The organism is Acinetobacter sp. CIP 102136 (assembly GCF_000369685.1).
Lineage (GTDB): Bacteria > Pseudomonadota > Gammaproteobacteria > Pseudomonadales > Moraxellaceae > Acinetobacter > Acinetobacter fasciculus.
Genome location: NZ_KB850141.1, coordinates 363,904 through 379,541 on the forward strand (window position 1 = coordinate 363,904; position 15,638 = coordinate 379,541).

Annotated in this window: 15 protein-coding genes; 11 read left to right on the top strand and 4 right to left on the bottom strand. The window is 45.8% G+C overall.

The annotated features are described in order from the left end of the window. The first annotated feature begins 29 nt into the window (after positions 1-29). From F893_RS04570 to F893_RS04605, 8 genes are all read left to right on the top strand, one after another. Entirely contained in the window at positions 30-479 is a 450-nt protein-coding gene (locus tag F893_RS04570; protein WP_004647398.1) for a hypothetical protein, read from the top strand. Between the two features lie 30 nt (positions 480-509). Further along, entirely contained in the window at positions 510-3,152 is a 2,643-nt protein-coding gene (gene topA / locus F893_RS04575) for a type I DNA topoisomerase (protein ID WP_005250631.1), read from the top strand. Between the two features lie 95 nt (positions 3,153-3,247). After that, a complete protein-coding gene (locus F893_RS04580; protein ID WP_005250633.1) occupies positions 3,248-4,003 on the top strand; it encodes a hypothetical protein in 756 nt (251 codons plus the stop codon). A 65-nt stretch (positions 4,004-4,068) separates the two neighbouring features. After that, a complete protein-coding gene (locus F893_RS04585; protein ID WP_005250635.1) occupies positions 4,069-5,208 on the top strand; it encodes a glycerate kinase in 1,140 nt (379 codons plus the stop codon). Positions 5,209-5,360: 152 nt separating this feature from the next. Then, entirely contained in the window at positions 5,361-7,349 is a 1,989-nt protein-coding gene (locus F893_RS04590; RefSeq protein ID WP_005250636.1) for an ATP-dependent helicase, read from the top strand. Between the two features lie 83 nt (positions 7,350-7,432). Then, positions 7,433-7,684, top strand: a complete 252-nt coding sequence (locus F893_RS04595; protein ID WP_005103025.1) for an RNA recognition motif domain-containing protein — start codon at positions 7,433-7,435, stop codon at positions 7,682-7,684. Positions 7,685-7,877: 193 nt separating this feature from the next. Continuing rightward, complete coding sequence (locus tag F893_RS04600; RefSeq protein ID WP_004278463.1) at positions 7,878-8,381, top strand: DUF6586 family protein; 504 nt, start codon at positions 7,878-7,880, stop codon at positions 8,379-8,381. 105 nt (positions 8,382-8,486) lie between these two features. Further along, a complete protein-coding gene (locus F893_RS04605) occupies positions 8,487-8,765 on the top strand; it encodes a hypothetical protein (protein WP_004278462.1) in 279 nt (92 codons plus the stop codon). A 257-nt stretch (positions 8,766-9,022) separates the two neighbouring features. On the opposite strand, the gene F893_RS04610 is transcribed toward F893_RS04605, so the two are convergent. The 4 genes from F893_RS04610 to F893_RS04625 all read right to left on the bottom strand — a co-directional run bounded on the left by F893_RS04610 (position 9,023) and on the right by F893_RS04625 (position 12,892). After that, positions 9,023-10,738 (bottom strand): cation:proton antiporter, encoded by a 1,716-nt coding sequence (locus F893_RS04610; protein WP_005250639.1) that lies wholly within the window; start codon positions 10,736-10,738, stop codon positions 9,023-9,025. A gap of 135 nt (positions 10,739-10,873) precedes the next feature. Then, a complete protein-coding gene (gene rpmG, locus F893_RS04615) occupies positions 10,874-11,029 on the bottom strand; it encodes a 50S ribosomal protein L33 (RefSeq protein ID WP_001205031.1) in 156 nt (51 codons plus the stop codon). Positions 11,030-11,041: 12 nt separating this feature from the next. Further along, entirely contained in the window at positions 11,042-11,278 is a 237-nt protein-coding gene (rpmB, locus tag F893_RS04620) for a 50S ribosomal protein L28 (protein ID WP_000048256.1), read from the bottom strand. Between the two features lie 165 nt (positions 11,279-11,443). Further along, positions 11,444-12,892: a coniferyl aldehyde dehydrogenase gene (locus tag F893_RS04625; protein ID WP_004278439.1), complete on the bottom strand. Its 1,449-nt coding sequence runs from the start codon at positions 12,890-12,892 to the stop codon at positions 11,444-11,446. A 115-nt stretch (positions 12,893-13,007) separates the two neighbouring features. Here F893_RS04625 and F893_RS04630 point away from each other — a divergent pair, with 115 nt between their 5' ends. From F893_RS04630 to F893_RS04640, 3 genes are all read left to right on the top strand, one after another. Beyond that, positions 13,008-13,739 carry a TetR/AcrR family transcriptional regulator gene (locus tag F893_RS04630; protein WP_004278438.1) on the top strand — a complete coding sequence of 244 codons (732 nt, stop codon included), beginning with the start codon at positions 13,008-13,010 and terminating at the stop codon, positions 13,737-13,739. Between the two features lie 48 nt (positions 13,740-13,787). Then, positions 13,788-14,654, top strand: coding sequence for a formyltetrahydrofolate deformylase (purU, locus tag F893_RS04635; RefSeq protein WP_005250645.1), 867 nt, complete (start codon positions 13,788-13,790; stop codon positions 14,652-14,654). 193 nt (positions 14,655-14,847) lie between these two features. Then, positions 14,848-15,615 (top strand): energy transducer TonB, encoded by a 768-nt coding sequence (locus F893_RS04640; RefSeq protein WP_005250647.1) that lies wholly within the window; start codon positions 14,848-14,850, stop codon positions 15,613-15,615. The last annotated feature ends 23 nt before the right edge of the window (positions 15,616-15,638 follow it).

Here is a 15,638-nt window from a genome sequence, read left to right on the forward strand (position 1 = left end):
CTCTAATAATAGAACATAAAGGTTGAACTATGGAAAACACTGGAATCTGGGTGACGGTGGTCATCATCATTTTCGTCATAGGGTCGATTTTCGGGTTGCGCGTGAGCCCCCGAGAAAAAGCCTTGGGCCTGATGCGTGACAAAGCCCGTAAAATGGGTTTGCATCCACGTCTGGTGGTGGCACCGGACTGGACCAAAATTCCCAAGGCGACTGAAAGTCGTGCCAGTATGGTCGCGTACTACAGTGTACTGATGCCAGATGCGCGTTTACCCCTGATGCGCGCCCGTGTTGTCGATAATAAACTCGAAATCGTGCAGGGTGATGAGAAATTTAAAGATTTTCCCATTGCATTAAAAGGCATTTATGCTATTGATATGCAGGCCAACTGTGTCGGCATGTATTGGGATGAAGAAGCTGATTTAAGAGCGACCCAACTCGACGACATCAAAGCGCTGTTACACGCTTTGGCTGAACTTTAATTTAGAAATAAACAGGATTAACGGTTAATTATGGCGAACGCTCCTCGGTCCACATCAAAAAGCAGCACAGCGAAGTCTCCCGACGCTGGAAGCAAGCGTGCCCTAGTGATTGTGGAGTCGCCTGCAAAAGCGAAAACAATCAATAAGTACCTTGGTCCGAACTACATCGTAAAATCATCGGTAGGTCATGTGCGTGACTTGCCGACTGGCGGTTCTGCAAAATCGACAGAGAAAAAACCGGCGACACGTACCAAACTGACGGATGCAGAAAAAGCTGAAAAATCACAGAATGCGTTGATTAACCGCATGGGTGTCGATCCGGAACATGACTGGAAAGCCAAATACGAAGTCCTTCCTGGCAAAGAACATGTGGTTGCCGAACTGAAAAAACTGGCATCGCAAGTCGATGAAGTCTATCTGGCAACGGATATGGACAGGGAAGGAGAAGCGATTGCCTGGCATTTAAAAGAAGTCATCGGTGGTGATGATTCACGTTATCAGCGTGTGGTCTTTAACGAAATTACCAAAAATGCGATTCAGGATGCCTTTAAGCATCCGTCACGTCTGGATACCAATAAAGTCAATGCCCAGCAGGCACGCCGTTTCCTGGATCGTGTCGTGGGCTTTATGATTTCGCCATTGCTTTGGGAAAAGATTGCCCGTGGTTTGTCGGCAGGTCGCGTACAGTCGGTTGCGGTGAAGCTGGTAGTCGAGCGTGAACGTGAAATTCGTGCCTTCATTCCTGAAGAATACTGGCAGGTGTTTGCCGATACCAAATCGAAAAAAGATGATATTCGTCTCGAAGCGGTCAAGCAAAATGGCAAGACGCTCAAGTTACGCAATAAAGACGAAACTGATGCCTTATTAAACCTGATCAAAGATGCGGATTATACGGTTTCTGCACGTGAAGATAAGCCAACCAAGGTTAATCCAAGTGCACCCTATATCACCTCAACGCTACAACAGGCAGCCAGTACCCGTCTCGGTTTTTCTGTGAAGAAAACCATGATGCTGGCGCAGCGCCTGTATGAAGCCGGTTTCATTACCTATATGCGTACCGACTCGACATTCTTGAGTGATGATGCGGTGAATATGGTACGTGGCCATATCGAATCCGAGTTTGGCGAGAAGTATTTGCCTGCCAAGCCGAATCGTTATGGCAATAAAGCCGGTGCGCAAGAAGCGCATGAAGCCATTCGTCCATCTATGGTTGGCTTAAAAGGCGACAGTCTGGTAGGTGTTGAGCGTGATGCACAGCGTCTATATGACTTGATCTGGCGCCAGTTTGTTGCCTGTCAGATGACACCAGCGGAATACCTGTCTTCTACCATTTTAGTGGATGCCAATGGCGTGGAACTGAAAGCTAAAGGCCGGACACTGGTCTTTGATGGCTTTACCCGCGTGCGTGGTGCCAATAAAGCCGATGACGATATTTTATTGCCTGCGGTCAAAGTGGGTGAAGTCCTCAAACTTGAGAAACTTGACCCATCTCAACATTTCACCAAACCACCGGCACGTTTTACCGAAGCCTCATTGGTCAAAGAACTCGAGAAAAAAGGCATTGGCCGTCCATCAACCTATGCTGCGATTATCTCGACCATTCAGGATCGTGGTTATGTGAAACTGGATAACCGTCGTCTCTATGCCGAGAAGATGGGCGAAATCGTCACCGATCGTCTGGATGAAAATTTTAGTAATCTGATGAACTATGCCTTTACCGCAGATCTTGAAGGTCAGCTGGATAAGGTGGCAGATGGTGAGCGTAACTGGAAAGAGCTGTTAGACAGCTTCTATGGCGATTTCAAGCAGCGTTTGACTACTGCGCAGGGTGAGAACGGTATGCGCCGTAATCAGCCTGTAGAAGTGGATGCGGTACACTGTAAAGAATGTGACCGTCCGATGCAGATTCGTACTGGAACCACAGGCGTATTCCTGGGGTGTTCAGGCTATAACTTGCCGCCGAAAGAGCGTTGTAAGGGAACCTTGAACCTGACACCAGTGGAGTCTCTGGCTGCATTATCTGATGATGAGGCTGCGGAAACTGCTGACCTGATGTCGAAGAAGCGTTGTCCGATCTGTGAAACTGCCATGGACAGCTATGTGATTGATGGCGGCCGTAAACTGCATATCTGTGGGAATAACCCGGACTGTAGTGGTTTTGAACTTGAAGAAGGCGAGTTCAAAATTAAAGGCTATGATGGCCCGAGTATCCCATGCGACAAGTGTGATGGTGAAATGCAGCTGAAGACGGGTCGTTTTGGCCCGTATTTTGCCTGTACCAGCTGTGACAATACCCGTAAAGTCTTAAAGAGCGGTCAGCCTGCGCCTCCACGTGTGGATCCGATCAAGATGGAGCATTTACGTTCTGCCAAGCATGACGATTTCTTTGTACTGCGTGACGGTGCAGCCGGTTTATTCCTGGCGGCAAGCAAGTTCCCGAAAGTGCGTGAAACCCGTGCACCGAAAGTGGCCGAGATTCGTTCTGTTGCCGACCAGCTTGATCCAAAGTATCAGTTTATCTTGCAGGCACCTGATGTGGACCCGGAAGGGAATCCAACTCTGGTAAAATTTAGCCGTAAGAACCAGTCACAATATATTGGTTCGGAAACTGCAGAAGGCAAGCAAACCAAATGGTCTCTGGTTTATCAGGACGGAAAATGGGTTGAAGCCTAAACTCTAAGATTCAAAAAAATGCTGACGAAAGTCGGCATTTTTTATTTATGATGTATCTTCATTTTAAAAACAATAATCAAGGTTGATTTGGGGCCATGTGGAAAAAGATTCGGATTCTGATTTTATTAATCATCTTATTGATTGTCGCAGTCAATGCCTATCGTGATCAAAACCAGAACTGGTCAAAGCCGATTATTGTTTTGCTGCATCCGATTAGTGCTGATGGATTACCAACCACACAGAAATATATCCAGCAACTGTCAGTTCAGGACCTGAATGGAGCAAGGGAATATCTGGAAAAAGCAGCTCAGCAGTATCGCGGACAGCCGACTTATTTTTATTTTAATTTAGGCCGTGAGCTTAAAGTTCTACCGCCCAAAGTCCCTGAGCAGGCTTCGCTCATCAATACAGTTTTATGGAGTTTAAAATTCCGTTTCTATGCCTGGAAACAGCGACAGAGTTCAGATCCTTCAGCCAATGTGACTTTATTTTTAAATTACTACGATCCTGTACAGACCAAGCAATTAAAGCATTCAACCGCCTTGCAAAAAGGCCGGATTGGTTCGGTGAATCTATTTGCATCCAAGCAACAGACTGAACAGAATAAAATTGTCTTGGTTCATGAATTGCTGCATGCCTTTGGTGCTTCGGATAAATACGATTTAGCGACAGGGCAACCGATTTATCCGCTGGGTTATGCATTTCCAGATCAGCAACCCTTATTTCCGCAATCCAAGGCGGAGCTGATGGCAGGGCATATTCCCCTGTCTCAAACTACCAGTAAAATGCCAGAATCTTTAAATCAAACCTTGATTAATGAGATAACTGCAATTGAACTGGGCTGGAAATAAAGACTTGTGGATAGTACTGGATTTATCCACAATTTAGACTTCATTTGTGGATAAAAGATTACATCATGCCGCTCACCTTTGTACTTGCTCCTGACTCATTTAAAGAAAGCATGTCTGCTGCGCAGGCTTGTCAGGCCATGCAACGCGGTATTCAGAACGTCATTCCGGATGCCCATATCATTCATGTGCCAATGGCTGATGGCGGTGAAGGCACGGTCGATGCATTGATTTCAAGTTTAAAGGGGCAAAGTATTGCATGTGAAGTGACCGGACCACTGCCTGAGCAACGTATTCAGACCTATTGGGGTTTGGTTGATCCAGGTCAAACTGCCGTGATTGAAATGGCCGAGGCCAATGGCATTCATTTATTGAAGCCTTCACAGCGTAATCCGATGCTCACTTCAACTTATGGCACAGGAGAAATGATCAAACAGGCATTGGACTTGAGTGTGAAAAAAATCATCATTGGGCTGGGTGGGAGTGTTACCAATGATGGTGGTGCCGGCATGGCACAGGCACTGGGTGTGCGGTTTCTAAATCATGCGGGTGAATTAATTCAGGTCTGTGGTGGAAACTTAGATCTGGTCAAATCAATGGATTTATCCGAACTTGATCCACGTTTAGCAGATACTGAAATAATTATTGCATCGGATGTCAACAATCCACTGTGTGGACCAAATGGTGCATCGATAATCTTTGGACCACAAAAAGGTGCAACGCCTGAAATGGTCAAGCAGTTGGATCAAAACCTCTGTCATTTCGCCGATGTGGTTGCTCAGCAGATTGGCTGTGATTATCGTCATGTGGCAGGTGCGGGCGCTGCCGGTGGATTGGGTTTTGGTTTAATGGCATTCACTGCTGCTTCCATTCGATCAGGTGTAGAGCTGATGATTGAACAGGTTCAACTCAACGAGAAAATAGCGCAAGCAGATCATGTGTTTACCGGGGAAGGTAAAATTGATTTTCAAACCAAATTTGGCAAAACGCCATTTGGTGTGGCGCAGGTTGCAAAATACTTCAATAAACCGGTGATTGCTTTTGCGGGTCTAGTCGGTGAAGGGGTTGAGGATTTGTTTGAGTCAGGATTTAGCCAGATTGTTGGGATTAATCCGCCAGATTGTCCTTTAGAGGAAGCCTTAAATAATGCAGAAATGAACTTGGGGAAAGCTGTCGCTGAGATAGTTAAAAATCTTTTGACAGAGTGAAAGTATTTCTCTCTCCTGTAATCCAGCACGCCCTGTCGTTAGCTAATATCAAATCAGGAAATAAAATTGGAGACAGTTTCAGGACAACTGAAAAGCCATAATTCTGGAAGCGATCTGTTAAACTACATACATCCACAAAATGATGAGTGAAAATGAGTTTAGCCACCCTGATTGATGAATTAAACCCCCAACAAAAGCAAGCAGCGACCACAGAAGCAAAACACAGTTTGGTGCTGGCCGGGGCAGGTTGTGGCAAAACCAAGACTATCGTGGCACGCGCAGCTTACTTGATTGAGCAGGGTGTGCCTGCCAACCAGATTCAAATTCTGACCTTTACCCGCCGTGCAGCCAGTGAAATTGTGGCGCGTGTCGAACTTGCACTGGGTGAACAAGCCAAGGGACTGCGGGCCTCGACCTTTCATACCTTCTGTATGTATCTGCTGCGCCGTATTCCGAAAGCTTTTGGTCTGGAACAGTTTTCGATTATTGATCGTGATGATCAGTTGATGATGTTTCGTTTGATTCGCGGCCGTGATGACAAGAAAAATCCCAATCATCTGCCGAAGCCTCAAGAATTATGTGATTTGTATTCTTTTGCAAGGAATACCCGGCAAAAGCTCAGTCTGGCGCTGGAAAAACAGATGCCGGAATATCTGGCCTTAAAGGACCAGATTGCCGAAATTATGAAAGAATATGAAGCACGTAAGCAAGCGCGAAGTTTTCTGGATTATGACGATATTCTGGCGGTAGTAGCTACGGCGCTGGCACAGTCCGAAGGTCTGGTCGACTATGTCGCTTCAATCTGTCGGCATATGCTGGTCGATGAAATGCAGGATACCAATCCATTGCAATGGGCTTTGCTGGAGCCACTGAAAGACCGGATCAGCCTGTTCTGTGTCGGTGATGATGCGCAGTCGATTTATGGCTTTCGTGGTGCAGACTTTGAAAATATTCACCATTTCAAAGAACGTGTGCCAGATGCGCAGATTTTTAAATTAGAAAAAAACTACCGCTCGACCCAGGAAATTCTGGATCTGTCCAACTGGCTGCTCGATCAGTCTGAAATCAAATATGACAAACGTCTGGAAGCGTATCGCGGAGAAGGTGTAAAGCCGCGCATGCATATTTTCCCGAATGAGTTTGATGAAGCCAAATGGATCGCGATTGATATTAAAGAGCGTCATTATCTGCAAGGTAGTAAGTGGGGCGAGCATATGGTGCTGGTTCGTTCCAGTTTTGCCGCACGGCATATTGAGGCAGCCTGTATCGCGGCTAATGTGCCGTATCGCTTTATTGGTGGCATGAAGCTGCTGGAAACGGCGCATGTCAAAGATTTGCTCAGCATGCTGCGCGTAGTCGCCAATCCGCTGGATGATATCGCCTGGATGCGTTTCTTGACCCTGTGGAATGGTGTTGGTGATGTGGGTGCCAGTAAGCTATCGCAGCAGTTATTGGCTGAACCGGAAATGGAAGCTATTGCAGATAAGTTGGAAAAATTTGGCAAGATACCATTAGAAACCATTCTGATCATGCAGCAGATGAGTGTGCTCAAAGGCGAAGTGCCAGCCTGCGTCGGTCTTGCGGTGCAGGCGATTGAATCGCAGTTGGCGGAAAACTATAAAAAGGATTGGCCACGTCGCCAGAGTGATTTTGAACTGGTCAAACAGCTGGCCTCCAAGCATTCGCAGCTGAGTGAATTTTTAGAGGAATATGTACTGGATCCGGTGTCAATCTCAGAAATTGAACGCCAGTCAGATACGGATGTAGTGACCCTCATCACTATCCATTCGGCCAAAGGTACCGAACAGAATGTCTGTTATGTGGCCAATGTCACGCCGGGGAATTATCCGCATGCACGTGCCCAAGGTGATTTTGATGATGTCGAAGAAGAGCGTCGTGTGCTCTATGTAGCACTGACCCGGGCAAAAAATGAATTAATTCTGACCAAACAGAACCTGAATCATTGGGCGCGGGAAACCGTGGATGAGCAGGGACGTAAAGTTGAAAGTTATTTTCTGAATGATCTCACCCGGCATTTATGCACCACGGAAACCCATTACAAAACCCGGCAGCAAACTGTAAAAAGTGCCTTGATTGAACGCAAGTCGATTAATTTAGATTTTGGGATTGATCTCGATTAAACTATAGCAAAGTTGTTTCATGCAAAAAGTAGAGTAGGCGCGTGCTTTTTGATATTTTTTGCCTATCTTCTTAAGGTTGTAAGATGAAAATTTTAGTTCGTAATTTAGAACGTACGGTCACAGAAGCCGAATTACTGAAACTGTTCCAGGAATATGGCACAGTGGAGACCTGTACTTTGGTGCTTGATGCAGCAACAGGCAAATCAAAAGGTTTTGCTTTTGTAGAAATGCCACATGGCCGTGAAGCAGTCAAAGCCATTAAAGGCCTGAATACTTTACGCCTGCACGGACATGGGATCCGCGTGAAAGCCACAGAAGATAAGCCTCAGGCTTAAACTCAAAAAAGGAGCACTTGATAGGCTCCTTTTTTATGGCTGCAATTTAGTATCGCCGTACTTAATCAGTGAGCTCAATGCTCTGAATTTCAGTGCTGGATGGATTCAGTCTAAACATCTTTTGATTGCGAAATGTAGGCGAACCTTTTACTTTATAAAAGCCAAAATTTGTTTTAAACCTTAGGAAATCTCGATGACCCGTGTTGCTCGCTATCATGCGGACCGTACCAATCAAAAACTGTATTTTGCCCGCCTTTCCTGCCAGCAAGCAGAGCAAACTGAACATGTACAACAGGCTCAGGCACAACGTGAAGCAACTGTGTTTCATTTGCATGGTGCTTTGTTAGCATTTTTACAGGAACTGGTGCGTTACTATCGCCTGAATGATCCTCATCCGACACTAAAATCGATCGAAGAACTCATGGCGGCCAAAGGCCAAATTTCGCCAGAAGTCGCGGTGCTGCAACATTTGTCCAAGAGCGGTTTCATTGCTGAACTGAAGCGCGCTTACCGTCTGTGCCAGTATGCGCCCGAACCAAGTACCCCAGAACCTGAAGACGAAACCTCCTCAAATCTCATCATTAAAGTCACACAGTCTCCACAAGCATGGTTACCTGATACTGCTATATTGAGAGAGTGGCATCGTGACCTGACCCAATTAATTGATGGTTTTCGTAATGAGATGATTGAATTTTAATCGGATCGGCTGTACTTGAAATTGCAATTTTTAACCCTATATCAATTACTCTAATGATGCAAAGTGCACCCGGTGCTTTGCCACCATGTTGAACATGGAGGATATATGTCTATAGAACAGTTGAAAGATTTATTTGGTAATCAAGACGCGATTTTAGAACTCGTTCAACTTGAAGGTGGCGCGTTGGCTCTACGCAATGCAGGCTCACATAAACAGCCTTTGGTCATGATTCAATTTAATGATGAGGTGAAAGCTCTACTTGGAGAGCAGACGCCCGTGATTGCGCAACAGATGATTCAGGCAGCACTCTATGGCTTGCTGGAACAGCAGGTCAATGAATGGCAGGCTGAAGTTGTGGATGAAGAACCAAAGTATATGAGTTAATCGTTGAAATTTATTTAGAAAGCACACTATCGGTGTGCTTTTTGAGTTTTATAGGTTATTAAATTAGGCAGATTTTAAGTATCACAAAAACGTTCATTTAAAATGAAGATGAAAAATCAGTATTTTAAAATTTAAGTCGTGAGCAGTCTGAAGCCAGTATGTTAATAAAATATTTGGCTCAGAGATATATTGATGTACATAAAAAAAGTTGCCAGATCCGGCAACTTTTTTATTCAGTGTTTATTCAAAGAAAAACTTTAATGAGAAGGCGTATGCTGATGCGCGATCTCAATCTGATTCAAAATATGATTGCTCATATTTTTCGCCATTTCTTCTTTGGCATAATAAACCGTACCGACATTATCCCGACGAATGGCTTCAGCTTCTTCCTTGCTTTCTGCACAGACCAGTACCTGAATTTGTGGATTCAAGGTCTTGGCAATGTCCACGATTTTATGAATATCGATAATATCCATAGGAGAGATAACCAGTAAGCGCGCATGTTGAATATGTGCTTGAATCAGTACTCCGGCTTCAGTGGCTACACCAGACACTGCAGCAATGCCTTTTTCACGTAGGTTTTCGACGATGTCACGGTTTTCTTCGGCAATCACCACCTTAATGTTTTCTTCCATCAATGAGCGGGTAATGCGACGTCCCACCTCACCATGGCCAATAATGACCACCTGATCGCGCAGGTAATCCTGTGAGACTTCATCCGGTAACATTGCCAAAGGGTCACCACTGCGTTCCAGTAAGCGGGCCAGAGTCGAGCGTTCCCGAATCCATTTCTGTACCGGCTCAATCGCGGAAAAGATAAAGGAGTTAAGCGTAATCGAAATTAAGGCACCTGCCAGAATCAGGTTTTGACCTTCCAGCGAAAGCAGATTGAGCGAAACACCGAGTGCAGCCAAAATAAAGGAGAACTCACCAATCTGTGCCAGAGAAGCACCGACGGTCAAAGCGGTATTGATCGGATAACGGAAGAACAGCACCAGTGCCATCGCGGCAATAGTTTTACCAATCATGATAATCCCGACCACGGCCAGTACATGTAAAGGCTGTTCCAGCAGGATGCGCGGATCAAACAGCATGCCGACGGAGACAAAGAATAAAATCGAGAAAATTTCACGCAGTGGCAAGGTTTCTTCTTCGGCACGATGACTGAAATCAGATTCTTTCACCACCATCCCGGCAAAGAAAGCACCCAGTGCCATCGACACGCCAAAGATCTTATAGGCACCAAAGGCAATCGAAACAGCAGCAGCCACCACGGTTAAGGTAAACAGCTCACGTGAACCAAGACGTGCCACGACCTGTATGATCATCGGAATCAATCGTTTACCGATAATCAGCATGAAGGCAATAAAGCCTGCGACTTTGAGCAGAGTAATACCTAAGGTGAGCCAGATATTCTCATCGCTTGCGCCTTCCAGCGCCTGCCCCCCTAAAAGCACCGCAGTGGCAGGTAACAGTACCAGCGCCAAGACCATAACCAGATCTTCGACCAGTAACCAGCCAACAGCAATCCGGCCATTGATCGAATCGAGCAGGCCACGATCACCGAGTGCTTTGAGTAGAACCACAGTACTGGCACAGGACAGGCTTAGGCCAAAGACCAGCGCTGAGCCAAAGCTCCAGCCCCACAGCATCGAAACTCCGACCCCGAGCAAGGTGGCAACTGCAATCTGTAAAATCGCACCAGGCAGGGCAATCCGGCGGACCTGCATCAGATCGTTCAGGGAAAAATGCATCCCGACACCAAACATCAGGAACATGACGCCAAGTTCTGCCAGCTGGTTGGCCAGATGAATATCACCGACCACACCGGGTGTGTGGGGACTAATCAGAATGCCGGCAATGAGATAGCCGATCAAAGGGGGAAGACGCAGCCGTGCAGCGAGATAGCCAAAGACCAAAGCTAAGCCAAAACCAACAGCCAGTAATATAATGAGCTCTACGTCATGTGGCACTAAATACTCCTTTAGCTAGGTTTGCTGGGAAATAAGCACAAAAAGTGCCAAAACATGCAGAAAGTTTATCAAGCCGGATAAAAAAAGTGCAAAAAAAAACGACCCGCAAAGGTCGTTTTTTTAAAGAAACTAAAATTATTTGATTTTAGCTTCTTTGAAGATTACGTGTTGACGGATTTTTGGATCAAATTTTTTGATTTCCATTTTTTCCGGCATAGTACGTTTGTTCTTAGTCGTGGTATAGAAATAACCTGTACCAGCTGAAGAAACTAAGCGAATTTTATCACGCATGGTTCAGACTCCTTAGATCTTTTGACCTTGAGCACGTAGGTCAGCAACAACCTTTTCAATGCCCAATTTGTCGATAATACGCATACCTTTAGTGGTTAAACGAAGACGTACAAAACGTTTTTCGCTTTCTAACCAGAAACGGTGGTGGTGCAGGTTCGGCTCGAACCGGCGCTTAGTTTTGTTGTTGGCGTGTGAGACGTTGTTACCAACGACTGGACGCTTGCCGGTAACTTGGCAAACCTTAGACATGGTGTAACTCCATTGATTTAGCCAACAGCAAATCTGTATGGCCAGTCAAAAATAAACGGATTGAAATCATTCAAGGGGCGTTTTATATCAAAAATGCGCTTAAAAGACAAGCGATTTTCGTCAAAACGCGGCACGAACTATATCGATAGCTCATGCCTTGATCATTTAGCGGAGAAGTGTCTTCGAAATCAGCTTGTGAATCGGTTTATTGAACGGTGGCAGAATGTATTTCAAGCTATACAGCTTTGGATTCGACATTACTGAGCGTTCATGCGACAAACTGAAGAAGCCTTCTGGGCCATGGTATTTACCCATACCTGATGCACCGACACCCCCAAATGGTAGATCGTCCTGCGCAACATGGGTCAGTACCGTATTTTGCCCGAAATGCCCTGAATGGGTACGCTGTGCGACATAATCGGCACGCGCCTGATCAAAGTCGAAGTAGTATAAAGCAAGTGGGCGTGGACGGCTATTAATAAAGTCGATGACATCGTCAATTTGATCATATTCCATGATCGGTAACAGCGGACCAAAGATTTCATGCTGCATGATCTGCATCATCGGGGTGACATTGGTCACGATGGTCGGTGCAATCTTGCGCAGATCAGCCGAGTTTTCACTACGCGGATTAATTTCAATGACTTGCGCACCCTGTTCACGCGCATCATCCAGATAGCCTTGCAGACGGTTATATTGTTTGACATTAATAATCGAGGTGTAATCCTGATTATGGGTGATATCCGGATACATGCTTTCGACACAGGCTTTAAAGTGATCAATGAACTCGGCAGTTTTTCCGAGAGGCAGGAACATATAGTCTGGCGCTACACAGGTCTGACCGGCATTCCAGAGTTTGCCCACCGCAATCCGCTGCGCGACATCGCGCAGATCAATCGATGGATGCACCAGTACTGGCGATTTACCGCCCAGTTCCAGAATCACCGGCACCAGATTTTCGGCAGCGGCTGCCATGACGGTTTTACCGACTGCAGTTGAGCCAGTGAAAATCAGTTTATCGAAAGGCAAGCGACAGAAGGCATCTGAAATTACACCGCCACCATTCACTACAGCGACCAATTCTTTAGGGAAGGCTTCAGCCAAAGCTTTTTCTAAAACTTCACCAAAGGCAGCGGATGCACTGGAAATTTTGATCATGGCATGGTTGCCTGCAGCCAGAGCGCAGATCAGCGGACCGATAGACAGCAGCAGCGGGTAGTTCCACGGTGCAATAATTCCGACTACGCCTAAAGGCTGATATTGTACCCAGGCTTTAGCCGGCTGATGAATAATGCCTACATGACGCTTGGAAGGTTTCATCCATCGGGTCAGGTTTTTGCTGTAATATTTGATATGTTCCAGACAGGTGAGCAGTTCACCAATCTTGGTTTCCCCGATTGAACGGTTACCATAGTCCTGATTAATTGCATCAGCAAATTGATCTTGATACTTAACTAAGATACGCTTAAGTCGAGCTAAACGATCGATACGTTCCTTTGCAGTCGGCAGAGGGTAGTGTAAGTAAGCGTGTTTTTGTTGCGCCAAGACTTCATTCAGATATTGGCTATCAAAAAAATGTGGTGTCATTGATGTTGTTTTTGTGTGACTGTTCATGCCGCACTACCATTATTCAAAAATCGATTAATTAATTTTTAGAGTAAATACTCTAATTAGTCAAGTGACTTTGTGTGTTAGCCTGCTAATGCATGAACTGAATGGTTATTTTAGGATGTCCCAAACCAAAACCTTAAAAACTAAAGAGCGTATCTTGCAGCTCAGTTTGCAGCTGTTTAACGAGCGTGGCGAACGATCGGTAACCACCAATCATATTGCGGCTGAACTCGGCATGAGCCCGGGTAACCTGTATTATCATTTCCGCAATAAAAATGAAATTATTAAAGAATTGATGGAACAGTACCAGCATCAGACCCTGGAAATGCTGGCGCTGCCGGATGACCGTGCGCTGGATGCCAATGACAAGGTGCATTATTTTCAGGTACTGAGCAGTCAGCTATGGGCTTATCGTTTCCTGCATCGTGATGTGTATCATCTGGTAGAAAATAACGAAGATTTTCGCAAGATGTATCCACGCTTTGCCGGACAGGTGATGCAGCAGGGCCAGAAAATCTATAAGGGCTTTGTTAATGCAGGCCTGATGGACATGACCGATTCAGAAATTGAAGCCCTGATCATCAACCTGTGGATTGTCCTGACCAACTGGACCAACTTCCTGTATATGTCAGGACATCTGACTGATTCCAATACGCTGGAAGAAAAATGGGTCTGGCAGGCACTGCGCCAGATGGTATTCCTGGAAGGGGCGTATTTACGGGGTGAAAGTCGTCAAACCTATGAAGGTTTATTGAGCAGTTTGGGCTCTTCGGAACTTTTTGCCAGCCTGTCTTCTTCTAAAGACACTGAATCTGAACAAACTATTCAGAATATTCAAGAAACGCGTTAGAATACTCGGCTTATTTTTTAATTTAACTGATTAGTGACTTAAACCAACATGAATATGACGACTGCTAACACCGCACGTTTATTGATTACTTGTGAAGACAAGCCGGGCATCGTGCAGGCTGTTTCGAGCTTCTTGTATCATCAAGGTGCCAACATTACTGCGCTTGACCAATATGCGACAGCAGCGCAGGGCGGACGTTACTTCATGCGCGTTGAATTTGAATTAGATAATCTTCAAAGTCGCAAAGAAAGTATTACTCAGACTTTTGCAGCAAATGTGGCGGAACGCTATGGCATGCAATGGCGTCTGGCGCTGGTCAGTGACGTGAAAAAAGTCGGTATTTTGGTGTCTAAAGTCGATCATGCCTTGCTTGAGCTGTTATGGCGTCATGCACGTGGTGGTTTGCCTTGTGAAATTACCAAAGTGGTATCGAATCACGAGACTTTACGCGAAGCAGTTGAAAACTTTGGCATTCCATTTGAAGTCGTGCCGGTGAACAAAGACAACAAACCTGAAGCTTATGCAGAAATTGATCAGCTGATGCAAGGCAATGACTTGTTGGTGCTGGCACGTTATATGCAGATTTTAGATGAAGAATTTGTCAGCAAGTGGGAAATGAAAGTGATCAACATTCATCATTCTTTCCTGCCAGCTTTCGTGGGTGCCAATCCGTACAAACAGGCCTATGAAAAAGGCGTGAAGCTGATTGGTGCAACTGCGCACTATGTGACTGCTGATCTGGATCAAGGTCCGATCATCGAGCAGGATGTGGAGCGCGTGAACCATGACTTTACTGTTGAACAGTTACGTGAACTCGGTCAGGACGTGGAACGTAATGTATTGGCCCGCGCGGTGAAATGGCATCTGGAAGACCGTATTATTGTCGATGGCAACAAGACTGTCGTGTTCCAATAAGACTTGCATTGCATTTTAAAAAGGCATACTTTTAGTGTGCCTTTTTTTGTTTTGATGCAAAAAAAGTCAGTCAAAGGTAGGATTAGCGGTTGCAAATGAAAACACTTCTCATTTATTATTGGCATACTTTAATTGTGCTAACCGATGAGCTTGATAGTTTGTTCCACATCATCTCCTCAAGGTAATAGATTTAATGAGTCAAGTTGCTGCGCCCCAAATGCCTACACCGCCGAATCAGATGAAAAAGAAAGTCATCTCTATCGTGGCGGCTGTACTGGTTGGGCATGTGGGTGTGTTATATGCGATCAGCCAGATGAAAGCACCTGAGCTGACACCCATTGATAAGCAACCCTTAAAAGTGCGCTTTGTTAAACTCCAGGAAGCGCCAAAACCTTTACCGCCAAAGCCGAAGGCCGAGCCACAAAAAGAGCCGCCTAAGCCTAAAGAAGTCAAAATTGTCGATAAACCGCTGCCACCACCACCGAAAAAAGTAGAAAAAATCGAGCAGGTGAAAAAGGCTGAAGCGCCAAAAGTGGTTAAAGCACCACCAGTTGAAGCAAAACCAACCCCAAGTCCGGTTGTACCGACAGTGGTCACTGAAACTAAAATTAAACCGGCACCTGCTCCGGTCGCGCCACCTGCGCCTGTGACACCGCCAGCACCTGCTGCGCCGCCATCCCCGAAAAGTGTATCGATTGGTGGGGGCGTGTCCTGGCAGCGTTCACCAAAAGTCTCACTCTCTGCAGGTGAATTAAAATCAGCCTGTTCACTGGTAGTAGATGTTTCAGCGAATGAGCAGGGTAAAGTAGTCTCTGCAACTGCACGAAATTCAAGTTGTAGCCCGGCGGTAACGCGCAAAGTAGAAGCAGCGGTACGTCGTGCACAACTCACCAAATATGTTGAAAATGGTGTGGCTTATCCAACACGCGTGGAACAGCCTTTCGATTTTCAGGTTAAATAACGGCTCACCCATTAGGAGTTCGA

Coding starts and splice junctions, on each gene's coding strand:
- F893_RS04570 (WP_004647398.1), top strand. CDS start 30: ATGGAAAACACTGGAATCTGGGTGACGGTGGTCATCATCATTTTCGTC.
- topA (WP_005250631.1), top strand. CDS start 510: ATGGCGAACGCTCCTCGGTCCACATCAAAAAGCAGCACAGCGAAGTCT.
- F893_RS04580 (WP_005250633.1), top strand. CDS start 3,248: ATGTGGAAAAAGATTCGGATTCTGATTTTATTAATCATCTTATTGATT.
- F893_RS04585 (WP_005250635.1), top strand. CDS start 4,069: ATGCCGCTCACCTTTGTACTTGCTCCTGACTCATTTAAAGAAAGCATG.
- F893_RS04590 (WP_005250636.1), top strand. CDS start 5,361: ATGAGTTTAGCCACCCTGATTGATGAATTAAACCCCCAACAAAAGCAA.
- F893_RS04595 (WP_005103025.1), top strand. CDS start 7,433: ATGAAAATTTTAGTTCGTAATTTAGAACGTACGGTCACAGAAGCCGAA.
- F893_RS04600 (WP_004278463.1), top strand. CDS start 7,878: ATGACCCGTGTTGCTCGCTATCATGCGGACCGTACCAATCAAAAACTG.
- F893_RS04605 (WP_004278462.1), top strand. CDS start 8,487: ATGTCTATAGAACAGTTGAAAGATTTATTTGGTAATCAAGACGCGATT.
- rpmG (WP_001205031.1), bottom strand. CDS start 11,029: ATGCGTGATAAAATTCGCTTAGTTTCTTCAGCTGGTACAGGTTATTTC.
- rpmB (WP_000048256.1), bottom strand. CDS start 11,278: ATGTCTAAGGTTTGCCAAGTTACCGGCAAGCGTCCAGTCGTTGGTAAC.
- F893_RS04625 (WP_004278439.1), bottom strand. CDS start 12,892: ATGAACAGTCACACAAAAACAACATCAATGACACCACATTTTTTTGAT.
- F893_RS04630 (WP_004278438.1), top strand. CDS start 13,008: ATGTCCCAAACCAAAACCTTAAAAACTAAAGAGCGTATCTTGCAGCTC.
- purU (WP_005250645.1), top strand. CDS start 13,788: ATGAATATGACGACTGCTAACACCGCACGTTTATTGATTACTTGTGAA.
- F893_RS04640 (WP_005250647.1), top strand. CDS start 14,848: ATGAGTCAAGTTGCTGCGCCCCAAATGCCTACACCGCCGAATCAGATG.